Annotated in this window: 18 protein-coding genes; 15 read left to right on the top strand and 3 right to left on the bottom strand. The window is 69.6% G+C overall.

The features are described from left to right. Positions 1 to 157 precede the first annotated feature (157 nt). The 10 genes from ACXJKR_RS01360 to ACXJKR_RS01315 all read left to right on the top strand — a co-directional run bounded on the left by ACXJKR_RS01360 (position 158) and on the right by ACXJKR_RS01315 (position 13,914). The gene (locus tag ACXJKR_RS01360) at positions 158 to 472 is read left to right on the top strand and encodes a hypothetical protein (RefSeq protein ID WP_457320102.1); all 315 of its coding nucleotides are present in this window, start codon (positions 158 to 160) and stop codon (positions 470 to 472) included. A 64-nt stretch (positions 473 to 536) separates the two neighbouring features. Continuing rightward, positions 537 to 2,525 carry a TonB-dependent receptor gene (locus tag ACXJKR_RS01355; protein WP_457320101.1) on the top strand — a complete coding sequence of 663 codons (1,989 nt, stop codon included), beginning with the start codon at positions 537 to 539 and terminating at the stop codon, positions 2,523 to 2,525. Between the two features lie 138 nt (positions 2,526 to 2,663). Beyond that, complete coding sequence (locus ACXJKR_RS01350) at positions 2,664 to 4,136, top strand: circularly permuted type 2 ATP-grasp protein (RefSeq protein WP_056202739.1); 1,473 nt, start codon at positions 2,664 to 2,666, stop codon at positions 4,134 to 4,136. A 14-nt stretch (positions 4,137 to 4,150) separates the two neighbouring features. Further along, entirely contained in the window at positions 4,151 to 5,101 is a 951-nt protein-coding gene (locus ACXJKR_RS01345) for an alpha-E domain-containing protein (RefSeq protein WP_056202742.1), read from the top strand. Between the two features lie 189 nt (positions 5,102 to 5,290). Next, entirely contained in the window at positions 5,291 to 8,722 is a 3,432-nt protein-coding gene (locus tag ACXJKR_RS01340; RefSeq protein ID WP_457320098.1) for a transglutaminase family protein, read from the top strand. 35 nt (positions 8,723 to 8,757) lie between these two features. Continuing rightward, positions 8,758 to 9,042: a DUF6290 family protein gene (locus ACXJKR_RS01335; protein WP_056202746.1), complete on the top strand. Its 285-nt coding sequence runs from the start codon at positions 8,758 to 8,760 to the stop codon at positions 9,040 to 9,042. After that, entirely contained in the window at positions 9,039 to 9,323 is a 285-nt protein-coding gene (locus tag ACXJKR_RS01330; RefSeq protein ID WP_457320096.1) for a type II toxin-antitoxin system RelE/ParE family toxin, read from the top strand. Before ACXJKR_RS01335 ends, ACXJKR_RS01330 begins: the two co-directional genes overlap by 4 nt. A gap of 10 nt (positions 9,324 to 9,333) precedes the next feature. Continuing rightward, the gene (locus tag ACXJKR_RS01325; RefSeq protein WP_056202750.1) at positions 9,334 to 10,218 is read left to right on the top strand and encodes an alpha/beta fold hydrolase; all 885 of its coding nucleotides are present in this window, start codon (positions 9,334 to 9,336) and stop codon (positions 10,216 to 10,218) included. A gap of 121 nt (positions 10,219 to 10,339) precedes the next feature. Continuing rightward, complete coding sequence (locus tag ACXJKR_RS01320) at positions 10,340 to 12,988, top strand: circularly permuted type 2 ATP-grasp protein (protein WP_457320094.1); 2,649 nt, start codon at positions 10,340 to 10,342, stop codon at positions 12,986 to 12,988. After that, a complete protein-coding gene (locus tag ACXJKR_RS01315) occupies positions 12,985 to 13,914 on the top strand; it encodes a transglutaminase family protein (RefSeq protein ID WP_056202763.1) in 930 nt (309 codons plus the stop codon). Before ACXJKR_RS01320 ends, ACXJKR_RS01315 begins: the two co-directional genes overlap by 4 nt. A gap of 6 nt (positions 13,915 to 13,920) precedes the next feature. On the opposite strand, the gene ACXJKR_RS01310 is transcribed toward ACXJKR_RS01315, so the two are convergent. Continuing rightward, positions 13,921 to 14,511, bottom strand: coding sequence for a LysE family translocator (locus tag ACXJKR_RS01310; protein ID WP_457320092.1), 591 nt, complete (start codon positions 14,509 to 14,511; stop codon positions 13,921 to 13,923). An 84-nt stretch (positions 14,512 to 14,595) separates the two neighbouring features. Here ACXJKR_RS01310 and ACXJKR_RS01305 point away from each other — a divergent pair, with 84 nt between their 5' ends. Next, positions 14,596 to 15,039 carry an Lrp/AsnC family transcriptional regulator gene (locus ACXJKR_RS01305; RefSeq protein ID WP_457320090.1) on the top strand — a complete coding sequence of 148 codons (444 nt, stop codon included), beginning with the start codon at positions 14,596 to 14,598 and terminating at the stop codon, positions 15,037 to 15,039. Positions 15,040 to 15,192: 153 nt separating this feature from the next. Here ACXJKR_RS01305 and ACXJKR_RS01300 read toward each other — a convergent pair whose 3' ends face one another. Further along, positions 15,193 to 16,320, bottom strand: a complete 1,128-nt coding sequence (locus tag ACXJKR_RS01300; protein ID WP_056202770.1) for an ABC transporter substrate-binding protein — start codon at positions 16,318 to 16,320, stop codon at positions 15,193 to 15,195. Between the two features lie 94 nt (positions 16,321 to 16,414). Next, positions 16,415 to 19,138 (bottom strand): CHASE domain-containing protein, encoded by a 2,724-nt coding sequence (locus ACXJKR_RS01295; protein ID WP_457320087.1) that lies wholly within the window; start codon positions 19,136 to 19,138, stop codon positions 16,415 to 16,417. A 105-nt stretch (positions 19,139 to 19,243) separates the two neighbouring features. Between ACXJKR_RS01295 and ACXJKR_RS01290 the strand changes: the two genes are divergently transcribed. From ACXJKR_RS01290 to ACXJKR_RS01275, 4 genes are read left to right on the top strand one after another with little or no spacing between them, the layout of a single operon-like run. Beyond that, entirely contained in the window at positions 19,244 to 19,789 is a 546-nt protein-coding gene (locus tag ACXJKR_RS01290) for a DinB family protein (RefSeq protein WP_457320085.1), read from the top strand. A 21-nt stretch (positions 19,790 to 19,810) separates the two neighbouring features. Next, positions 19,811 to 21,784 carry an O-linked N-acetylglucosamine transferase, SPINDLY family protein gene (locus tag ACXJKR_RS01285; RefSeq protein ID WP_457320083.1) on the top strand — a complete coding sequence of 658 codons (1,974 nt, stop codon included), beginning with the start codon at positions 19,811 to 19,813 and terminating at the stop codon, positions 21,782 to 21,784. After that, a complete protein-coding gene (locus tag ACXJKR_RS01280; protein WP_457320081.1) occupies positions 21,781 to 22,920 on the top strand; it encodes a DegT/DnrJ/EryC1/StrS family aminotransferase in 1,140 nt (379 codons plus the stop codon). The genes ACXJKR_RS01285 and ACXJKR_RS01280 overlap by 4 nt, the downstream gene beginning before the upstream one ends. Then, positions 22,913 to 24,007, top strand: coding sequence for a hypothetical protein (locus tag ACXJKR_RS01275; protein WP_457320079.1), 1,095 nt, complete (start codon positions 22,913 to 22,915; stop codon positions 24,005 to 24,007). Before ACXJKR_RS01280 ends, ACXJKR_RS01275 begins: the two co-directional genes overlap by 8 nt. Positions 24,008 to 24,010: the final 3 nt, after the last annotated feature.

Below are 24,010 nucleotides of genomic sequence, written 5' to 3'. Positions count from 1 at the left end.
GGCTTTTGAGTGACAACCCTTCGGGAGAGGGTCTGCGCGGGCGCATGGCGTTGTTGCGCGCCTGGCCTGGGCATGAGCCCTGGCGGCGCCGCGCGTCTAGCCCTGCACCCGCGCAGACCCTCTCGCACCGATCTTTGCCCTGGTAACAGGCCCCTCCGTGAACCTTCGTCGTTGGTCAAGAAACTGGCTGTTGTGGCTGGCGCTGCTACTCCCCCTCGCGCAAGCGATGGCCGGGGTGCATGCGCTGTCGCACGTCGGCAGCGACCGCCAGGACGATGGCATCGCCCACCTGGTTCACTGCGACCTCTGCCTGACCGCCGCCGACCTCGGCGCCGGCGCGCCAGTGGCCGAACCGGTGGTTCTGGCTGTCGGCTCGGCCACGCATGCCGCGCCGCTAGTGGCCCGCGGCGGTGTACCGCGCGCGGTCAGCCTCGGCCTGCCCCCGGCCCGCGCGCCGCCCGCTTCCGCCTGAAGTCCAAGCCTTCCCGCGCCCAAAGTTGGCGCGGGTGTTTGCGTTTTCTTGCGGAAGTACCTCCATGCGTTCCTTTGCCCTGGCGCCCCTTGCGGCCGCCTGTCTTGTTTCCCTTTCTGCTCAAGCTGAGCCCGCCGAATCCCTCGACAAGGTCGTCGTCACCGGCAACCCGCTGAAGAGCCAGGTGCTGGCCCAGCCCAGCGATTCCCTCAGCGGTGACCAGCTCGTGCTGACCCGCGCCGCCAACCTCGGCGACACCCTTCAAGGCCTGCCCGGCGTGGCGGCCACCAACTTCGGCCCCAACGCCAGCCGGCCCAGCATCCGCGGCCTGGATGGCGACCGCGTGCGCATCCTGAGCAACTCCGGCGCTTCGGTCGACGCCTCCAACCTCAGCTTCGACCACGGCGTGGCCATTGACCCGCTGGTCATCGACAAGGTCGAGGTGCTGCGCGGCGCGGCGGCCCTGCTGTACGGCGGCAACGCGGTGGGCGGTGTCGTCAACACGTTGGACAACCGCATCCCGCGCACGCTGATCGACGGCCTGAGCGGCGCGGCGGAAGTTCGCCTCGGCGGTGCCTCACGCGACAAGAGCGGCGCCGTGGTGCTGGACGGCGGCAGCGGCCAGCCGCACTCGGGCTTTGGCTGGCATGTCGACCTGGCCGGGCGCGATGCCGGCGACCAGATTGCCCCGCGCTTTGACAGCGATGGAGAAAGCCGCACCAGCGTGCGCAACTCCGCGGCGCGCAGCCATGGCGGCGCGGTGGGCGGCTCGGTGTTCTTCCAGGGCGGCTATGCCGGCGTGTCCGTGGACGACTTCCACACCAACTACGGCACCACGGCCGAGGAGGACGTGACCATCCGCATGCAGCGCCAGCGCCTGGCGACGGCGGGCGAGTGGGCGACGGCCGACGGCCCCATCCACCGCGTCAGCTGGCAACTCAGCCGCAACCGCTACGAGCACCAGGAGGTGGAGGGCACGGGCGAGATCGGCACGACCTTCAAGAGCACGGGCACCGATGGGCGCCTGGAGGTGGAGCACGCCGCGATCCAGACCCCCTGGGGCCCGGTCAAGGGCTTGGTCGGCCTGCAGACCGAGTCGCTGGACTTCTCGGCCCTGGGCGAGGAAGCCTTCGTACCCAGCACGCGCACCCGCAATACCGGCGTCTTCGTGCTGGAGCAGGCCAGGCTGGGCGGCGTGGACTGGTCGGCGGGCGCGCGCAGCGAGCGCGTGACGGTGGACTCGGACGGTGGCGAGCGCTTCGGCACCCCGGCGGACAGGCGCTTCAAACCCGTCAGCGTCGCGCTCAGCGGCGTCTATCCCTTGAGCGACGCCTGGAGCCTGAGCGCCAACCTGAACCGCACCGAGCGCGCACCGGCCTACTACGAGCTGTTCGCCAACGGCCTGCATCTGGCCAGCGCGGCGTATGAGCGGGGCGATGCCAACCTGGGCCTGGAGCGGTCCAAGGGCCTGGACGTCGGCTTGAAGTGGGAATCGGCGCAGAGCCATGTCCACGTCAATGTCTACGAGACGCGCTTTACCAACTACATCGCGCTGCAAGCCACCGGTGCGACGGTGGACAACGACGGCGAGGCGGTGCCGGTCTACAACTTCCAGGCCGTGCCGGCGCGGCTGCGTGGCGTCGAGCTGGAAGGCCGCTGGCAGCTGCATCCCACCATCGCGTTGCTGAGCCAACTGGACGCCGTGCGCGGCGACAACCGTGCCACCGGCGAGCCCCTGCCGCGCCTGGCACCGCTGCGCGCCATGCTGGGCCTGGAGGCCCGGCAGGGCGACTGGTCCGGCAAGCTGGAATGGCGCGGCGCCGCCCGCCAGACCCGCGTCGCCGAGTTCGACACGCCCACGCCCGGCTACGGCACGCTGCGCCTGTCCGTCGCCCGCCAGCTGCGCTGGGGGCAGACCGACGCCCTCTGGTACCTGAAGCTCGACAACCTGGGCAACAAGCTGGCCTACAACGCCACCGCCGTGCCGACCATCCGCGACCTAGCGCCCCAGGCGGGCCGGTCGGCGAGTACAGGGTTGCAACTGCGTTTCTGAGCCCCCGACCCGGTGTACAACCGTGCATGCCGCCCATGTACCGGGCGGTATGCACGCAAGTCGTGCGTGCACGCACCAGAAGCTTCTTTCTAGCGCGGGCGCGGAACTTGCGTCGCGAGGCAGGGAACAGGAGCAACGATGCAGACCGCCTTTGACGAGATGAATGCCGCTGCGCTGCAGTGGCAAGGCGCCACCGGCCAGGCCCAGCAGGCCGGCGGCGTGCGTGCTCATTACGAGAGCTACGCCCGCTGGCTGGCCGAGCAGCCCGAGTCGCTGATGCGCGAACGGCGCGAGCAGGCCGAGTTGATCTTCCGGCGCGTGGGTATCACTTTCGCCGTCTACGGCGACAAGGACTCGGGCGAAGGCACCGAGCGCCTGATCCCCTTCGACCTGATCCCGCGGGTCATCCCGGCCAGCGAGTGGACGTCCATGCAGGCCGGCCTGGCCCAGCGCGTGACGGCGCTGAACCGCTTCATCCACGACGTCTATCACGACCAGGAGATCCTCAAGGCCGGCATTGTGCCCGCCGACGAGATCCTGAACAACGCCCAATTCCGCAAGGAAATGATGGGCGTGGACGTCCCCGGCGGTGTCTACAGCCACATTGCCGGCGTCGACATCGTGCGCGCCGGCCATGCCGACGGCAGCGGCCACTACTACGTGCTGGAGGACAACCTGCGCGTGCCCAGCGGCGTGAGCTACATGCTCGAGAACCGCAAGATGATGATGCGGCTCTTCCCCGAGCTGTTCGTCAATCACCGCATCGCGCCGGTGGCGCATTACCCCGACCTGCTGCTGGACACGCTGCGCAGCGTGGCGCCCTCGGGCGTGTCGGACCCGACCGTCGTCGTGCTGACGCCGGGCATGTACAACTCGGCCTACTTCGAGCACGCCTTCCTGGCCCAGCAGATGGGCGTGGAGCTGGTCGAGGGTCAGGACTTGTTCGTCGACGGCGGCTTTGTGTACATGCGCACCACGCGCGGCCCCAAGCGCGTGGACGTGATCTACCGCCGACTGGATGACGACTTCCTCGATCCCAAGGTGTTCCGCGCCGATTCGCAGCTGGGCTGCGCCGGCCTCGTAGACGCCTACAAGGCGGGCAAGGTGACGCTGTCCAACGCCATCGGCACCGGCATCGCGGACGACAAGTCCATCTACCCCTACGTGCCGAAGATGATCGAGTTCTACCTCGGCGAGAAACCCATCCTGCAGAACGTGCCGACCTATGTCTGCCGCGACAAGGAAGACCTGGCCTACACGCTGGCGCACCTGTCCGAGCTGGTGGTCAAGGAGGTGCACGGCGCAGGGGGCTACGGCATGCTCGTCGGCCCCGCGGCTACCAAGGCCGAGGTGGAGGCCTTCCGGGCGCAGCTCATTGCCAACCCGGGCAACTACATCGCCCAGCCGACGCTGTCGCTGTCGACCTGCCCGACCTTCGTCGAATCGGGCATCGCGCCGCGTCACATTGATCTGCGACCCTTCGTGCTGTCGGGGTCGAGCGTGCGCATGGTGCCCGGCGGGTTGACTCGGGTGGCGTTGAAAGAGGGGTCCTTGGTGGTGAACAGCAGCCAGGGTGGTGGAACCAAGGACACCTGGGTTCTTGAGGACTGAGGGAGGACTGATCGATGCTTTCAAGAACCGCTGACCACCTGTTTTGGCTGAGCCGCTACATCGAGCGGGCCGAAAACACCGCCCGGATGCTGGACATCGCCTACCAAACCTCCCTCCAGCCGCAATCGGCGACGGAATCCGAGCAGTCGTGGAGCAGCCTGGTGTCGATCTCCGAGCTGAACAGCCTCTACAACACCAAGTACCCGCGCATCAACAGTCGCAGCGTCATGGAGTTCATGGTGGCCGACGAGAACAATCTCTCGTCCATCTTCAACTGCCTGCGCGCGGCGCGCGAGAACGCGCGGGCCGTGCGCGGTGCGCTGACGACCGAGGTCTGGGAGACGATGAACCAGACCTGGCTGGAGTTCCGTCGCCTGCTGCGCGAAGGCCTGCTGACGCGAGATCCGTCGCAGCTGTTCGAGTGGGTCAAGTACCGCTCGCACCTGTCGCGTGGCGTCACGGTCGGCACCATGCTGCAGGACGAGGCCTTTCACTTCATCCGCATCGGCTCCTTCCTGGAGCGGGCCGACAACACGGCGCGGCTGCTGGACGTCAAGTTCTATCGCCACGACGGGGAGATCGTCTCCGAGCGCGACACGGCGCGCGATTTCTACTACTGGTCGGCCGTGCTGCGCTCGGTGTCGGGCTTCGAGATCTACCGCAAGGTCTACAGCAACGTCATCCAGCCCGACAAGGTGGCCGAGCTGCTGATCCTGCGCCCCGACATGCCGCGCTCGCTGTCGCATTGCGTGACGCGCATGCTGGCCAACCTCAAGCGCGTGGCCAATCCACAGTCGGGCGAGACGCTGCGCCGCGTCGGGCGGCTGGAGGCGGAACTGGCCTTCGGGCGCATTGACGAGATCCTGGCCAAGGGCTTGCATCCCTTCCTGGACGACTTCCTCGCCGAGGTGGCCGATCTCGGCGCAGGCATCAGCCGCGACTTCCTCGTTCCTTCGACAGGATGACAGTGCCCCTCGCCCTGTCCTGCCGCGCTGAACGCGGGCGGGTCCGGTCGGTCCCCCTAGGGGACGGCGATGCTCGCGGCATTGAGCCGCGAGCACATCGCCATCGCGGGCCGGCTTGGGAGCGGCCCGGCGCTCGGCCCGATAACTCTATGCGTCGCGATAGCCGCGAATGCAGAACGGACAACTGACATGAGCATCCACGTCGCCCTCAAGCACGTCACCCGCTACAAATACGACCGCCCCGTCAGCCTCGGCCCGCAGGTCGTGCGGCTGCGGCCGGCGCCGCATTGCCGCACGCCGGTGCTGAGCTACTCGCTGCGCATCGAACCTGCCGACCATTTCATCAACTGGCAGCAGGACCCGTTCGCCAACTACCTGGCGCGGTTGGTCTTCCCCGAGAAGACGACCGAGTTCACCGTCACGGTGGACCTGGTGGCCGAGATGTCGGTCTACAACCCCTTCGACTTCTTCCTCGAAGAGCACGCCCAGACCTTCCCCTTCAAGTACGACGAGGTCCAGCAGATCGAGCTCGCGCCCTATCTGCAGGTCGAGCCGCTGACGCCCTTGCTGGCCGCCTACCTGAAGGAGATCCCGCTCGACCGGCGTTCGACGAATGACTTCCTCGTCGAGCTCAACCAGAAGGTGCAGGGCAGCGTCTCCTACCTGATCCGCATGGAGCCCGGCGTGCAGACGCCCGAGGAGACATTGGAGAAAGCCTCCGGCTCCTGCCGCGATTCCGGCTGGCTGCTGGTGCAGTTGATGCGCCATCTCGGCCTGGCGGCGCGCTTCGTGTCGGGCTACCTGATCCAGCTGACGCCCGACGAGAAGGCGCTGGACGGCCCCAGCGGCACCGAGGTCGACTTCACCGACCTGCATGCCTGGTGCGAGGTCTATCTGCCCGGCGCGGGCTGGATCGGCCTGGACCCGACCTCCGGCCTGCTGGCCGGTGAAGGCCACATCCCGCTGGCTGCCACGCCCACGCCTGGCAGCGCAGCGCCCATCAGCGGCGCCGTCGACAAGGCCGAGGTCGAGTTCGAGCACGAGATGAGCGTCACGCGCATCTACGAATCGCCGCGCGTGACCAAGCCCTACACCGAAGAGCAATGGGCCGAAGTGCTGCTGCTCGGCGAGCAGGTGGACCGCGAACTCGCCGCCGGCGACGTGCGCCTGACGATGGGCGGCGAGCCCACCTTCGTGTCCATCGACGACCGCGACGCGCCCGAATGGAACACCGAGGCGCTGGGCCCCACCAAGCGCATCCACGCCCAGCAGCTCACGCACAGGCTGCGCGACGAATATGGCCAGGGCGGCTTCCTGCATTTCGGCCAGGGCAAGTGGTATCCCGGCGAACAGCTGCCGCGCTGGGCGCTGTCCATCTACTGGCGTGCCGACGGCCAACCCTGTTGGCGCAATCCGGAGTGGTTCGCTGACGAACGCGAGGGCCACGCTTACACGAGCACGCATGCCCAGGCCTTCATGAGCGCACTGACGCGCCGCCTGGCCCTGCCAGACAGCCATGTCGAGCCCGCTTACGAGGACACCTTCTACTACCTGTGGCGCGAGCGCCGCCTGCCGGTCAACGTCGACCCCTTCGACTCACGGCTGGACGACGAGATGGAAAGGGCGCGCCTGCGTCGCATCTTCGAGCAAGGCCTGGCCGAGGTCGTCGGCTATGTGCTGCCGATCGCCCACAGCGGCGACTCGCCGGCCCTGGCCGGCACGCGCTGGCAGACGGGGCCCTGGTTCTTCCGCGACGATCGCCTCTACCTGCATCCCGGCGACTCGCCGATGGGCTGGCGGCTGCCGCTGGACTCGCTCCCCTGGGTCAGCAAGGGCGACTACCCCTATCTGATCGAGCAGGATCCTTTCGCACCGCGCGGCATGCTGCCGGCCGCGGCGGCACTGCGGGCGCAGACGCTGGGCGTGACGTCGGCCGGGCCGGTGCCGGGCCTGCGGCTGGGGGGCAAGGCCGGTGCTGCTGCGGGTGGCGCCGGCATTGGTGGGGCAGGGGCAGGCGACGCCTCGACCCAGGCCGCACCAGGCCGCTTCGAGAGCGCCCGTGACGTCACGCGCACGGCGCTGTGCGTCGAAGCCCGCGACCCGCGGCGCGCCAACGGCCCCGCGGCCGAACGCAAGGGCAAGGCCAGCGGCGTGCTCTACGTCTTCATGCCGCCGCTCGAAAAGCTCGAGCATTACCTGGAGCTGTTGACGGCGGTGGAGGCGGCTTGCGAGGACACGGGCTACAAGATCGTGCTGGAGGGTTACCCGCCGCCGCGCGACCCGCGCCTGAAGCTGCTGCAGGTCACGCCAGACCCCGGCGTCATCGAGGTCAACATCCACCCGGCCCACAACTGGCGCGAGTTGGTCGACCACACCGAGTTCCTGTACGAAGCCGCGCGCCTCACGCGGCTGTCGAGCGAGAAGTTCATGATCGACGGCCGCCACACCGGCACCGGCGGCGGCAACCACTTCGTGCTCGGCGGCGCCACGCCGTCGGACTCGCCCTTCCTGCGCCGCCCCGCGCTGCTCGCGTCGCTGCTGGCCTACTGGCACAACCACCCCAGCCTGAGCTATCTCTTCAGCGGCCTTTTCATCGGCCCCACCAGCCAATCGCCGCGCGTGGACGAGGCGCGCAACGACCAGTTGCGCGAGCTGGAGATTGCGCTGGGCGAGATCCACAAGCTCGGGGACAACGTCGCTCCTTGGCTTATCGACCGCACGCTGCGCAATGTACTGGTCGACGTGACTGGCAACACGCATCGCAGCGAGTTCTGCATCGACAAGCTCTACTCGCCTGACTCCGCCACCGGCCGCCTGGGCCTGCTGGAGCTGCGCGCTTTCGAGATGCCGCCGCATGCGCGCATGAGCATCGTGCAGCAACTGCTGCTGCGCGCGCTCGTCACCCGCTTCTGGAACAAACCCTACCGCGCACCGCTGGTGCGCTGGGGCACGGAGCTGCACGACCGCTGGCTGTTGCCGCATTTCGTGCGCGAGGACTTTGCCGACGTCATGCAGGACATGCGCGAGGCCGGCTATGCCTTCGACGCCAATTGGTTCGCGCCGCACTTGGAGTTCCGCTTCCCGAAGTACGGCGAGTTCGTGGCCCGCGGCGTGCATGTGACGCTGCGCGGCGCGCTGGAACCCTGGCATGTGATGGGCGAGGAAGGCTCGGCCGGCGGCAATGTGCGCTATGTGGACGCGTCGCTGGAACGGATGGAGCTGCTCGTCACCGGCCTCGTCGACCCGCGCCACCGTGTGACGGTCAACGGCGTGCCCGTGCCGCTGCAGCCCACGGGCCGCGTCGGCGAGTTCGTCTGCGGCGTGCGCTACCGCGCCTGGCTGCCGGAGTCGGCCCTGCACCCCACCATCCCCATCCACGCGCCGCTGACGCTGGACCTTGTCGACACCTGGCAGAACCGGTCCTTGGGCGGCTGCCGCTACTCGGTCGCGCACCCGGGCGGGCGCAGCTACGAGACGCTGCCGGTCAACGCCTATGAGGCCGAGAGCCGCCGCCTGTCGCGCTTCGTGGCCATGGGCCACACGCCGGGCCAGGTCGAGGTGGGTGAGCCGAAGCGCAGCCTGGAGTTCCCGTTCACGTTGGATCTGCGCAAGGTGGGCTGATGTAGCACAATTGCGCTACAACATTGGAGCCCCCCATGTCGACGACGACCATTCGCCTGGAAGACGACTTGAAGGAACGCGTGAGCGAAGCCGCCGCGCGGGCCGGCAAGACGGCGCATGCCTTCATCCGCGATGCCATTGCCGAGTCGGTCGAGCAGGCGGAATTCGATGCGGAGATGGACAGGATCTGCGAGGAGCGTTGGACTGAGTTCCTGAAGACTGGCGAAGCCGTCAGCCTTGACGAAGCCAAGGCGTACTTCGATGCCAAGGTTGCCGGTAAGCCGGCGGTACTGCCGAAGCCTCGCAAGATTCTCGAATGACGCGTGTCGAGCTTGGGCGCGGTGCAATTGACGATCTGGATCGCATCACGGACTTTCTGATGGCGCACGATGCTGACAACGCCGTCGAGCGCAAAGACGAGTTGCTCGATGCGCTGCGTGTGTTGACTTACGCGCCAGAAATCGGACGCCGTGCCGGCACCGGCACGCGTGAACTGGTCGTCGGCCGCGCTGCACGAGGTTACGTCGTCCGCTACCGATACGTGCCGCGCGCTGATGTGGCCGTTGTAATCTCGATTCGCCACCAGCGCGAATCGCGCTAAGACCCGAAACATGCGCATCGAAATCGAACCCGGCGTCCGCCTCTTCGTCGACATTGAGGGCCTGGGCCATGAGCCCGTCGGCCCCGAACTGCGCGAGAAGCCKACGCTGATCCTCATCCATGGCGGCCCGGGTTTCGACCATACCGCCTTCCGGCCCTTCTTCAGCCGCTTCACCGATCTCTGCCAGGTCGTCTACTTCGACCAGCGCGGCCATGGCCGCAGCGACCCGCGGCCGGCGGATGAGTGGGTGCTGGACGTCTTCGCCGACGACATCGTGCGGCTGTGCGACGCACTGGGCGTCGTCAAGCCCATCGTGCTGGGCCAGAGCTTCGGCGGCTTTGTCGCACAGCGCTATCTGGCCCGCCACCCGGAGCACCCGGGCAAGGTCGTGCTGTCCAGCACCTCGCATCACTTCGGGCTGGAGCGCAAGATCGAGCGCTTCGGTGCGCTCGGCGGGCCGGACGCCGCGGCCGCCACGCGCGAGTTCTGGGAGAACCCCGGCCCGGCCAGCTGGGCCGTGTATGAAAAGGTCTGCCGCCGCCTCTACAACACGCAGCTCAAGAACCCGAACGCCGGCGGCTGGATGATGTTCAAGCCGGAGATCCTGTTCGCCCACACCCGCACCGAGCTGCGCGACATGGACCTTCGCCCGGGCCTCGCGAATGTGCAGTGCCCGGTGCTGGTCATGGCCGGCGAGCAGGACCCGGTCACGCCGCCGCAGGACGCCGAAGAGATCGTTGCCGCGCTACCGGCGCAATGGGTGCAGTTCGAGCGCTTTGCCAACGTGGGCCATGGCGCCTGGCGCGATGACCCGGAAGCGGCCGAACGCGTGTTGCGCGCCTTTCTGTCGCCGCGTGGCCAGGTTGCCAGCGAGCCGGGCTTGCCGGCGCCCTGAGCAGTGACCGGCGCCAGCCGGCGCACCCCCCGCAGCCCCGGGCCGGCGCCGCGCGGACATTGCTCGACAATGCCCTTTCCGCCTTCTTCGCGCCGCATGACCGCATCGATCCTCCTCGCCCATGTCTGAGCTCACCCCCAGCCAGTGGAGCCTGCTTCCCGACGAGCCCGAGGAGGTGCTGGCGCCCGACCCGCTGGCGCTTGCCGCTTCGGCCGCGTTGCGCAGCCGTGACGGCCACTTCTATGAGCTGACCGGCCAGGTCAACCAGCCCGGCGAGCCCCAGGGCGGCCTCACCGAGCGCTGGCGTCGTTTCTTCGCGGCCGGCGGTGCGGCGGGTTGGCAGGAGCTCAGCGCCAAGGCCCTGCGGGTGCAGCGCCGCGTGCTGGAGGACGGTGCCAGCTACAACGTGCACAGCGATGCCCCACCGCTGCCCGGCCAGGACGAGAGAGAGGGTGCGCCGCTGGCCCGCCACTGGCCGCTGGAACTGCTGCCCATGCTCATCGAGCCGGACGAATGGCGCCATATCGAGGCCGGCATCGCCCAGCGCTCGCGCCTGCTCAACGCCGTCATGGCGGACACCTACGGCGAGCGCAAGCTGTTGAGCGAAGGCCTGCTGCCCGCGTCATTGGTGCTGGCCCACCCGCAATACCTGCGCGGCATGCATGGAGCCAAGCCGGCCGCAGGCGTTCACCTGCATGTGCTGGCCTTCGACCTGACGCGTTGCGCCGACGGCCATTGGTGGGTGGTCGGCCAGCGCACGCAGGCGGCGTCGGGCCTGGGCTATGTGCTCGAGAACCGCCTCATCATTGCCCAGCAGTTCCCCGAAGCCTTCCGGCAGATGGCCGTGCAGCGCCTGGCGGCGAGCTACCGCGACTTCATCCAGACCCTGACCCAGCTGTCACCCGCTGGCGAGCGCAGCCGCGTCGCGCTGCTGACACCGGGGCCGCGCAACGAGACCTATTTCGAGCAGGCCTTCCTGGCGCGTTATCTCGGCATCACCCTCGTCGAAGGCGCCGACCTGACGGTGCGCGCGGACAAGGTCTATCTCAAGACCCTGGCCGGCCTGGAGCGCGTGCATGTGCTGCTGCGCCGCGTTGATGACACCTGGCTGGACCCGCTGGAGCTGCGCCCCGACTCCATCCTTGGCGTGCCGGGGTTGCTGCAGGCAGCGCGTGCCGGTGAGGTCGTCATCGCCAATGCGCCGGGCGCCGGCTGGCTGGRGAGCCCGGGCCTGTCAGCCTTCTGGCCCGGCGTGGCCGAGAGCCTGCTGGGCGAGGACCTGACGCTGCCAGCCATCCAGAGCTGGTGGTGCGGCGAGGACAGCGCCTGGCGCAGGTTGCGCCCGCGGCTGGCGGAGTTTGTCGTCGTGCCGACCTTCTCGGCCAGCAGCACGACGCGCAGTTTCTCGCCCATCGTCGCCGCGGAACTGACCGACGAGCAGCTCTGGGAGCTGGCCGAGCGTATCGACGCCGACCCCACCGCCTACACCTTGCAGGCCCGCGTCAAGCCCACCAAGCAGCCGGTCTGGACGCGCGGCGCGCTGGAGCCGCGCGTGGCCGTGCTGCGCGTCTTCGCAATGACCGACGGCCAGGGCGGCTGGAAGGTGCTGCCCGGCGGCCTGGCGCGCGTGGCGCCCAAGCGCGACCCGCTGGCCGATGCCTGGCTGTCCATCCAGCGCGGCAGCTTGAGCGCCGACACCTGGGTCATGACCGACGGCGAGGTCGACCCGACGACGCTGCTGGCCCAGCCGCTGCAGGCCGCCGACCTGCGCGACGTGCACTGGACGGTGACCAGCCGCGCCGCCGAAAACCTGTTCTGGCTGGGCCGCTACACCGAGCGTGCCGAGAACAGCGCCCGGCTGGCGCGTCATGTCATCGAGGCCAGCGTCATGGTGCAGCGCGGCGCGATGCCGCCGCCCATGCTGCCGCTGCTGGACGCGCTGGCGCGCCGCCATGGCCTTGTCGGCGCCAAGGCGCCCGCGGCCGAGGACGACCCGCGTGGTTTCGAGCGTGCGATCCTGACGGCCCTGCTGCCGGCGTCCGGCGAGACCAGCGTTGGCTGGAACCTGCGTGCGCTGCAGTCCTGCGCCCAGGCGCTGCGCGAGCGCCTGTCGCCCGAGGCCTGGCGCCTCATCCACGAAACAGCCGCCCAGTTCGAGCAGCATCTGCGCGCTGTGCTGGACCGCCCCGGTCCGGGCACGCCGGTGACCGATGTGCTCAATGTGCTGGCGCGCGCCGACACCCACCTGGCCGCCATCACCGGCGCCCAGACCGACCGCATGACGCGCGATGACGGCTGGCGGCTGCTGTCCATCGGCCGCCAGATCGAGCGCCTGTCCTTCCATGCCGAGGTGCTGGCCGAGACCTTCGAGCATGGCTTGGCGCTGACCGAGGACGGCTTCGGCCTGCTGCTGGGCGTGTTCGACTCGACCATCACCTACCGTGCCCAGTTCCAGGCGCGCCGCGAGGCACCGCCATTGCTGCATCTGCTGGTGCACGACACCGACAACCCGCGGTCGCTGGCCTGGGTGGCGCGCACGCTGCGCGACCGCTTCGCCAAGCTGGCCCGCCACGATCCCGGCTGGGCCGCCGACATCGCTGCCGAGCTGCCCGTGCCCGAGGCCTGGCCGCTGGCCGAACTGGCGGCGTCAGGGCCGGCCCTTGTCGAGCATCTGACGCGCGCGGCGGCCCAGGCGGGCGAGTTGTCCAGCCTGATCAGCCAGCGTTATTTCGCGCATGTGCTCGGCGCAGAACAGCGAGTCTGGCAATGACAGGCATCCGGCTCGCCGTCCATCACGTCACCGAGTACACCTACGACGACTCGGTGGAATGGGCCTATCACGCCGCCTGCCTGGCGCCGCGCCACACGCCCTGGCAAAAGGTCAGCGACTGGCGGCTCAACATCGACCCGTTGCCGGACGGCTGGGGCGTCGAGGGGCTGGAGCTGGACACGGGCGAGCTGGCCCGGCATCTGCGCCGCGACCCCTGGGGCAACCAGCACCTGAGCTTTGGCCATGCGCGCGTGCATGAACGCCTCGTCGTCGACAGCCGCTTCGAGGTGGAGCTCAGCGACCGCCCGGTGCCCGAGCCCGGCCGCGGCCAGGCCTGGGAGGCCGTTGCGGCCGGCCTGCGCTACCGCGCTGGCCGTGCGCTGCAGGAGGCCGACGAGTTCGCGCTCGCCTCCAACTACGCCGCACCCGACGAGACGCTGCGCGCCTATGCGCGCCGCGCCTTTTCGCCCGGCCGCACGCTGGCCGCCGGCGGCCTGTCGCTGATGCACCAGATCCACACCGACCTGCGCTATCTGCCGCAGAGCACKACGGTGGCGACCCGCGCCGCCGACGCGCTGGCCCTGCGCAGCGGCGTCTGCCAGGACTTCGCCCACGTCTTCATCGCCGCCTGCCGCTCACTGGGCCTGGCGGCGCGCTATGTGAGCGGCTATCTGCTGACACGCCCGCCCGAGGGCGTGACCAAACTTGTCGGCGCGGATGCCTCGCATGCCTGGGTTGAACTGTGGTGCCCCGAGCAGGGCTGGCTGGCCCTGGATCCGACCAATGCCGTGCCTGCGGGCCTGGACCACGTCACGCTGGCCTGGGGCCGCGACTATGCCGACGTGGCGCCGCTGCGCGGCGTGCTGCGCGGCGGCGGCGTGGCGACACTGGGCGTGAGCGTCAGCGTAGAGCCGATGGCCGACTGAGCGGCGTCAGCTCCGCAGCAGCGGCAGCACCGACACCACCATCAGCGCCGCGGCACCCCAGTTGAAGGCCTGCAGCGCGCGCGGCCGGTGCAACCAGCGGCGCATCTGCTCGCCCAGCAGGGCCCATGAGCCGCAGCAGGGCAGGTTGACGAGGACGAAGACGGCTGTCAGCGCCGCGATGCCGAGTTCGCCATAGGCCGTCACGGCCGTCAGCGCCATGGCCCAGGCCTTGGGGTTGACGACCTGGAACAGCGCCGCGGCGCCAAAGCCCATGGGCCGGCCCTGGCCGCCGCCTTGAGCGGTCGGTGGCGCGGCGCTGGCGATCTTGACCGCGAGGTAGAGCAGATAGGCCAGGCTTGCCCACTTCAGCACCTCATGCAGGCCGGGGTAGCGCGTGAAGACCTCGCCCAGCCCCAGGCCGACGAGCACCAGCATGACGCCGAAGCCGAAGCTGATGCCCAGCAGATGCGGCAGGCTGCGGCGCCAGCCGAAATTGGTGCCCGAGGCCAGCAGCATCAGGTTGTTGGGTCCGGGCGTGATGGACATGACGAAGGCGAAGCCGGTGAGGGCGGCCAGGGTGCTGAGGGTGGTTTCCATGGCGCGCAACTCTAGGCAGGTCGGCGTCGAATGGGCTTGCGTTTTGCAGTGCCGCCTGCCGGTCTTGTGCAATCATCTGCGGCCATGGATGCCATCGACGAGAAGATCTTGCGCGAACTGGTCAAGGACGGGCGCCTGACCAATGCCGAGCTGGCCCAGCGCATCGCGCTCAGCCCCTCGGCCTGCCTGCGCCGCGTGCAAGAGCTGGAGCGGCTGGGCGTCATCAAGGGCTACCGGGCGGTGCTGGACCCGACGCTTTTGGGACTGGGCTTCGTCGCCTATGTCGCCATCGGCCTGTCGCGCCACACGCTGGACGAGCAGCTGAGCTTCGAGCAGGCGATGAAGGACTGCCCGGTCGTGCGCGAGTGTCACAACGTGACCGGTGCCTTCGAATACCTGCTGCGTGTGGAGGTGGCCGACCTGCCGGCCTACAAGCGCTTCCATGCCGACGTGCTGGGCGGCCTGCCGCAGGTCAGCATGATCACCAGCTACATCGTCATGGACTCGCCGAAAGACGAACGCGGTTGAATCTTGGTGCCCCTCGCCCAGTCTTGCCCCGCTGGACGCGGCCAAGCCTGGTCGGTCCCCCGAGGGGACGGCGATGCTTGCGGCATCGAGCCGCAAGCACATCGCCAGCGCGGGCCGGCTAGGGAGCGGCCCGGCGCTCGGCCCGCAGAGGGGTCAACGTTTTACTTTTCCGTCGCCCGTGAGCATCGACAGCTCCACGAAGCTGGAGCCGGTGTGCTTGGTGGGCGAGAAGTTCAGGTGATAGCCGCGTGACTCGTAGCCGGACAAGGTTTCCAGCGCGGCGATCAGTGCTTCGCGGGTGGGCCGGCCGCCCAAACGGCGCAGGGCATCGACGATGACGCGCGCCGCGACATAGCCTTCCATGCTCGTGTAGTTGGGCTCGGCCTTGGCGTCGAGCTTGCGCAGGGCCTGCTGGTAGTCGTTGACGAGGCCGACCGCGGTGCCGAAGGGCGACGGCATGACCTGCGAGACGACGATGCCGGCGGCGTCCTTGCCGAGCTCATCGGCCAGGGCCTGCGTGCCGACGAAGGACACGTTGTAGAACTGGCCGAAATAGCCTGCCTTGCGGGCCTCGCGGATGAAGGCGGCGCAGCTCTTGTACGCGCTGATCTGCACGATCGCCTCGGCCTGTGCCGGCACGAGGGTCTTGATGGCCGCCGCCACGTCGACACTGTTGCGCTCCACCGTCGCAACGGCCACCGGCTGCAGGCCACGTTTTTCCAGCGCGCGAAGCACGCCCTTCAGACCGGCCTGGCCATAGGCGTCGTTCTGGTGGAAGACGGCGATCTTCTTCAGGTCGAGCTGGGTCAGCTGTTTGACGATCAGCTCGGTCTCGTCGTAGTAGGACGCGCGGATGTGGAAAACCAGCTTGTTGAACGGGTCGCGCAACGCCTCGGCGCCCGTGAAGGGGGCGATGAAGGGAATCTTGGCGGCCGTCGCCAGCGGCAGCGCCGCCACCGATGTGGGCGTGCCCACATAGCCGAACAAGGCGAAGACATCCTCCTGGATGAACTTCTCGGTGTTGGCCTTGCAGCGCGCGGGCTCGTAGCCGTCGTCCAGCGTCTTCAGCACGATGGGCAGGCCGCCCACGCCGCCGCTGGTGTTGACGGCATCGAAATAGGCCTTGGCGCCGAGCTGCATCTGCAGGCCGAGCTGGGCGGCGGGGCCGGTCAGCGGCACGGACTGGCCGAGCACGATGGCGCGGCGTTCCTGGGCGCGTGCAGATGTGGCCGGCAGCGCAAGGCTGGCCAGGGCGAGATGGGCTTGGCGGCGGGTCAGCATGGGCGCGAATCATGCCCCAAGCCGGGGGCAGCTGTTACAACCGATCGGCGCACAGTGCCCGCCGGGCGTGAATACGCCCCGGCGGAAACGTTTGCTAACTTGTGCGTGCGCGAGCGCGGCCGGCGCGCTTGTTGGCGAACATGGCCTCGTCGGCGAAGCGCATCAGCGCATCCGCCGTCTGGCCATCCACCGGGAAGTGGGCCAGGCCCAGGCTGCTGCCCACGGCCACCTGCTCGCCCGAGCCCAGCGTGATCGGCTGGGACAGAGCGTCCAGCAGCCGGTTCAGCACCGGTTCGGCGTCGGCCGGCACCAGGGTCGGCGTCAGCAGCACGACGAATTCGTCGCCACCCAGGCGGGCCACCGTGTCGCTGGCGCGCAGGCCGGTGTGCAGGCGGGCGGCCACGGCCTTGAGCACTTCGTCGCCGGCGTCGTGGCCATGGCTGTCATTGATCTGCTTGAAGCCGTTCAGGTCGAGATAAGCCAGCGCAAAGACATGGCCGCTGCGCTCGGCGGCGGCAATGGCCTGCTTGAGCCGATCGCCCAGCAGCAGGCGGTTGGGCAGGCCGGTCAATGCGTCGTGCAGGGCCGCGCGCTCCATGCGCGCCTCGTGGGCCTTGCTCTGCGTGATGTCGACCATCATCCACAGCGACTCGCCACCCCGTTCGCTGGATACGGCGGGCAGCTCGACGCCGGCCAGGTCCACCCAGATCAACGAGCCGTCCTTGCGCCGCATCTGCAGCTGGGTGCGAAAGCGACCGCCGGCCTTGAGCTGTGGATAGGCCAGCGCACCCAGGGTCTCGTAAGCGGTGTCGTCGACGTAGAGCTGGCGCACCGGCGCACCGAGGAGTTCGCCCTCGGCGTAGCCGAACATGCGCTCCAGCGCTTGATTGCGCCAGACGGTCACGCGGTCCCGCAGCTTGACGATGCCGACCAGATCGCTTTCCAGCATGGCCTCCTGGTCCAGCGTCAACTGGTGCAACTGCTGGCGGATGCGATGGGTCTCGCTGATGTCGAACATCACGGAGCGGCTGCGCAGGTAGTTGCCGTTGGCGTCGTAGACGGCCGTGGCCGACAGGCTGACGCGGCGGGCTTCGCCCTGGCGGCCCTTGACGCTGAACTCCAGCTCCGAGATGCGCCCTTCGCGCATAAAGCGGGGGAAGGCCTGGCTGAACAGCAGGCGGCCCTCGGCATCGAAGAAGTCCGCCGGGCTGGCCTGGCCGATCAGCTCTTCGGCCGTGCAGCCCAGCCAGCTCAGGCCCAGGGCGTTGATCTGCAGGAAGCGCCCGTTCTCGTCCAGCGCGTAATAGGCACAGGGCGCGTTGTCATAGAGATCCTGCAGGCTCTGGCGCGCCTCGTCGGCCTGGGCCTGGAGCTGCTTGCGGGCCGTGATGTCGGACTCGATGACCATGAAGCCCGTCAGCGCGCCCTCGGCGTCGTGCAGGGGCTGGACCTCGACGTCCACCCAGTAGTCGCGGCCGTCCTTGGCGCGGCGTATCAGCTCCACCTTGCAGCCCAGGCCAACGCTCATGGCCTCGCGCATGCCGTGCACCGTGTCCTCGTTCGTCAGCTCTGAGTGCAGCAAGTCGCTCGGCCGCTTGCCCACGGCTTCCGCACTGGTGAAGCCGCTGAGCCGCGTGAAACCATCGTTGACCCAGTTGATGCGGCGTTCGGTGTCGGTGATCAGGACGGCGTTGGTCGTGTGGCTGGCCACCATGGCCAGCCGCGCCAGGTCGGCGGTCATGCCGCGCGCCATCTCCTCGGCGCGTGTGCGGCCGGCGGCCAGCAGATAGACCGTCACGGCCAGCAGCAGGCTCAGCAGCGCACCGCCCAGTTCCAGGCCCAGGCCCGACAGGCCCAGCAGCCGCATGGACGCCTCGCGGGTCAGCGCCGTATCGAGCATGAACTCGCGGCCGGCGACCGTGAAGCGCAACGAATCGGCCGTCGGCGCGTCACTCAGCTCGTAATCGGCCGCCTCGGCCGGTGCCAGCGCCTGGCCCGCGCGCGTCGCCAGCAGGGGCTGAAACTCGGCGTCGGTGGTCCGGACGGACAACTTCAGGTCCAGCAGCGATGACGCCGGCTCTGCCACGCCGCGCAGCAGGTCGCCCGCCACCAGCGGGGCATACAGCAGGCCGAGCAGCGCGGCGCGGCGTTCGGCCGGCGTGCCGGGGTCATGCCCCTGCAGATAGACCGGCACGAGCAGCAGGAAACCGGTGCCCTTCAGCGGGTCCTGCACCAGGCGCACGGGGCCGGAAAGAGTCGCCTCGCCGCTGTCGATGGCCTGTTCGATGGCCTGGCGGCGCACCGGGTTAGCGCCGGAGTCGATGCCCCAGGCCGAGAAGTTGTGCGAGAACGGYGAAATCTGCGTGACGACGTAGAGCGTCGGGTCCTGGCCCGAGCCATGCACGCGGAATTCGGTGCCCCCCTCGCGCTGGCGGGCCGCGACGAAGGCGGGCAGGTCGCGGCGCGCCACCCTCTCGATGAAGCCGAAACCACGCACGCCGGGGAACTCGCGGGGCAAGTCGCGCGACTCGACATAGGCGTCAAAGGCCGCGCGGCTGAACTTGCCCTCCAGCGCCGCCAGCGCGCCGCGGGCGCCCTTGAGGCCATAGACCGGCATGGTCAGCCGCTTCACGACATCGGCCTGCAGCCGCTCAACCTGGCGTTCCTGCAGGCCGCGCGCCTCGGCGCCGGCGCGCTGCTGCTGCCAGATGACAGCGCCCGCTGTCAAAGCCAGGCCGATGGACAGCACGGCCGCGGCCGCCACCCATGCAGCCGTGCTGACCTTCTCTGACCCGGTAAAGCCGTCTCCGATGCGCAAGCCTTGACTCTTTTGTGGCGCGGCATGCTGCCTGCGTGGCGATTGAAGCATGTCCGGTCCGCGCCGTCAGCCCCATGGCGGGGCCGCCCGAGCACAATGCCAGCCATGAATATCTTCCTCATTCAGGCCCGCGCCAACCGCCTCGCCAACCGCCGCCTGCTGGGTGCGCTGGCAGCGCTGTCCGATGCCGATTTCCACGCCCCGCGCACCAGCTTCTTCCCCAGCCTGGCGCTGACGGCCAATCACATCCTCAATGTGGACCATTACTACCTTGCCGCCCTGCAGGGTGACGCAGCCATGCRCCACATCTGGGCCAGTTATGTGCCGGCGCAGACGGCGGCCGAGCTGGCGGCGCGGCAGGACGAAAGCGACGAGAAGCTGGTGGCGTTCTGCTCAGGCTTGCAGCCGGGCGACGAGGAGCGCATCGTCGCCTTCGACCGCGGCGCCGGTATCGAGAACGGGCCGCGCGAGCCGGTGGGGCGGGTGCTGGCGCATCTCTTCGGGCACCAGACCCACCACCGCGGGCAGGTGCATGCGATGCTGGCCGGCACGTCGGTGAAGCCGCCGCAGCTGGATGACTTCATCATGCTGGGCGATGACAAGCATCGTGTGGCGGACATGGCGGAGCTGGGTTGGGCCGAGCCGGTGTGACGGCAGACGCAAATGGCGGGTATGGCGGTAAGGCACAAATCGATCGCGTCCAACATCGAGCTGATCCGGCTCCTGAACTTCGGTGAGCATGCCCTGGCCGTCGACTGCGCCCAGGCCGCGCTGCGCAACCGCCCCTCCGACAGCAAGCTCTGGCAGTTGCTCGGCCTGGGCCATATGCAGCTTGGCCGGCATCGCGACGCGCTGGCGGCGCTGCGCCGTGCGGCCGAGTTGGCACCGGGCGATGCCGAAATCCGAGACAACCTGCGCATTCTCGGAACGGCGGCCGGGACGATGGCCTGGCAGGCTTTTGCCGCGGCGATGGAAGCAGGCGACCTGCCGCAGGCGTTGAGCCTGGCGCGCCGCGCGGTGCGTGACGAACCGCAGGAGGCGGCGCGTCACAACAACCTGGCCGTCGCGCTGGCGGCTTCGCAGCGCATGTCCGAAGCCATCGATGCCAGCCGGCGCGCGGTGACGTTGGCGCCGCAGCCGGTGGAGTTTCAATTGAACCTGGCCCGCTTCCTGACGGTCACCGGGCAGGAAGCCGACGGACCGGACAGCTATCGCCGCGTCCTCGAACTCGATCCCGAGAACGTGGAAGCGCGCCGCCTGCTGGCCTGGCACGCTGCGCACCGGGGTGACCCGGCCGAGGCTGCGGCCTACTGCAGCGCAAGCCGCGATGAGTTTCCGCGCGACCTGTCCCTGTTCAGCAACCGGCTGTACTACGGCACGCTCGATGGCAGCCTGGCGCCCGAGGAGAGCTTCGCCGCGCATGTCGAATACGGCCGGCGCGCCGAGGCCGCGGCGCCCGCTGCGGGCTTCGCCTTCGCGCAGCCGTGCGACCCGGCGCGGCGGCTGCGCGTAGGCTTCGTCTCGGGCGATCTCTACGATCATCCCGTGGCCGGCTTCATCGAGCCGGTCTGGGCGGCGCTGGACCGGACGCAGATCGAAGTCTGGGTCTACGCGGGCGGTGCGAAGCGCGATGCAGTCACCGAGCGGCTGCGCCCGCTGGCCCAGGTCTGGCGCGACGTGCGGGACCTCGGCGACGAGGCGCTGGCGGCCCGCATCCATGCCGACGCGATCGACGTGCTGTTTGACCTATCGGGCCACACGGCCGGCCACCGGTTGCCGAGCTTTGCGATGAAGCCCGCGCCGCTGCAGGTGACGTGGATCGGCTATCCCAACACGACCGGCCTGCGTGCCATGGACTACGCGCTGTGCGACCGTTTCAATGCGCCGCCGGGCCTGTACGAGCACTTCTACGTCGAGAAGTTCGCGCGCATCCCCTGCTCGGGCACGTTCACGCCGCTGGTTCGGCTGCCGGAGGTCGGTCCGCTGCCGGCGCTGGCGGCGGGGCGGGTCTGCTTCGGCAGCTTCAACGCGGTGCGCAAGATCGGCCCGGAGGTCGTCGCTGGCTGGGCCCGCGTGTTGCACGCCGTGCCGGATGCGCGCCTGCTGATCGGCTACGTCGCCGCGCCGGCGCAGGCGCAGCGCCTGGAGGCTGAGTTCGCGCGGCAGGGCATTGCCGCGGCGCGGCTGCAGTTCCGGCCGCCCGTGGCGCTGGCCGACTACCTGGCCCTGCACGGCGAGGTGGACCTTGTGCTCGACAGCTGGCCCTACGGTGGCGGCACGACGACCAACTATGCGCTCGCGATGGGCGTGCCGGTCGTGACGCTGCGCGGCCCCGGGCGGGCGCATTGCCAATCGGCCGGCGTGCTGGGCCGCATCGGGCTGGAGGACTGGGTGGCGCGCGACGTCGACGAGTTCGTCGCCATCGCTGCCGCCCGGGCCGGCGACCTGCCGGCACTGGCGGCCTTGCGTGCGGGCCTGCGGGATCGCTGGCAGGCCACGCCGCTGCGCCGGCCGGCCACGGTCGCGCGGGGCCTGGAGCGAGCCGTTCGCCGCATGTGGCAGCGCTGGTGTGCAGGCCTGCCGGCCGAGCACTTCGAGATCGGGCACGACGAGGTGCCCGGCCTTGTCCCGGCGCCAGCGCCATGAGCATGCGGCTGCTGATTCCCGACCTGCCCTGCGCGGACGCGCTGATGCCCTGGCTGCGCCGCATCGACGCCGCACGCCAGTACGGCAACTTCGGCCCGCTGGTGCGGGAGCTGGAAGCGACGCTCGCGGCGCACTGGCCGGTCGCGTCGATCGTGCCGGTGGGGTCGGACCTGCATGTCCGCACGGCGAGCAGTGGCACCGCCGCCCTCGAACTGGCGATGGCGGCGCTGGACCTGCCGCGGGGCGGCGAGGTGCTGATGCCCGCCTTCACCTTTCCCGCCACCGCAGCCGCTGCACTGCGCCAGGGGCTGCGGGTGCTGTTCGCCGACGTCGCCGAGGGCAGTTGGCAGCTCAGCCCGGTGCTCGCGCGCGAGGTCGCACGCCACCGCCGCCTGGCGCTGGTGATGCCCGTGGCCACCTTCGGCCGGCCGCTGGATGCGGCCGCGTGGGATGCCTTTTCCAAGGACACGGGCGTCCCGGTGTTGATGGATGCCGCGGCGGCCTTCGGCAACCAGGCCGTCGGGCATCGGGCCTGCGCCGCCTTCAGCCTGCATGCGACCAAACCCTTCGGCATCGGCGAGGGTGGCCTCGTCGCCACGCGCGACGCCGCTCTGGCCGAGCGTGTGGCTCGGCTGTCCAACTTCGGGTTCGAGGGCGGGCGGGCCGCCGCCGTGGCGGGCAACGCCAAGATGTCGGAGTACGCGGCGGCCGTGGCCCTGTGCCAGTGGGCACGCCGTGGCGCACTGCGCGAGCGGCGCCGGGTGCGGTGGCCGGCCTACAGCGCGCTGCTGGACGGCCTGCCCGGCGTGGCGCGGCAGACGGGCTTCGATGTCGGTGACGCGCTGCCGGCCAACCTGGTGCTGATGTTGCCCGTCGCCGCGGCACCAGTGGCCGCGGCCCTGGCCCGCGAGGGCATCGAGACGCGCCGCTGGTATTGCCCGCCGCTGCCGGCGCAGCCGGCCTTCGCGGCCTGCCCGGTCGTTGGCGAACTGCCGGTCACGGCCGCCCTGGCCGGGCGCAGCCTCGGCCTGCCCTGGCATGGCTTCCTGACCGAAGCAGACCTCGATCAGCTGCGGTGCGCCCTCGCCACGCATGTCGTGCCTGCCCTGATGCAAGAACCAGCCGGCCATGCATGAGAGGCCGCGCCTGCTGGTCGCCAGCGTCGGCAGCCTGGTGGGGCAGAACCTGCTCGAAGCGCTGGCCGGGCGGCGCGAGGGCGTCGAGGTGGTCGGCTTCAACTCACAGGCCGACGCGGTCAGCAACTTCCTGTGCGACCGCGTTCACCTCACTCCCGAGCTCAACAACGCCGGCTTCCTGGCCCGCTTCGAAGCCATCGTGGCGCAGGAGGCACCCGACCTCATCCTGCCCGGTCGCGACGACGACGTTGTCTTCCTCGCCGGATGGGCCGAGCGCAACCCCGGGGTGCGCTGCATGGTGGGCAGCACAGCGAGTGCGCAGGTGCTGCGCGACAAGCGGGCCACTGCCGCCTTCGCGACGGCACGCGGCCTGCCCTTCGCACCGACGCTGTGCGATCAGGACGGTTGGGCCGCCGTGTCGGGGCTGGCGTCTGGATGGGGCTGGCCGCTGGTTGCCAAGCCGCGCCGCGGCAACGCGTCGCGCGGTGTCGTGCTGGCCACCGGGCAGAGCGAACTGCGCGCCGCGCTGGCCTGGCCGGACTACTGTTTTCAACCCTGGCTGGGCGCCCGGCCGGAACTGGCGGCCTGGCAGCGGCTGCGCGAGGGCGGTGTGCCGCTGGACTGGTCCTTACCCGGAGTGGAAAAACTCAGCCTGGACGGCTGCGTGGCGCCCTCGGGCCGGTTGTTGGCGCCCTTCGCGACGCGGCACACGCAAGTCAAGCTCGGCCGCACGGAGCGGGTCGAGGCGCTGGCCCTGGACGGCGAGCTGCGCCCCATGCTCCAGGTCTTCGGGGCGGCCTTGGCCGACCTGGGCTGGCGCGGCCCCTTCAATGTGCAGTTGGGCCGCACGCCGGACGGGCTGCTGCTGGCCTTCGAGATCAACGGTCGCTTCACCGGCAGCGCGGCCACGCTGGGCCACCTCGGGCTCGACTACATCGGCGAGTGCCTCGGCGCCTTCCTGGAGGGTGCGCCGCTGCCCGGCGTGCGCCCGGCCACCGCGCAGCGCGTCGACAAGCGCCTGGGCAACTGGGCGCTGGACCTCGGCGCCGTGGACACGCTGAGGCGCGCGGGAGTCTGGGAGCGCTGAGGG

The organism is Roseateles sp. P5_E11, from assembly GCF_054049355.1.
This window is presented reverse-complemented; position numbering and strand designations above follow the sequence as displayed.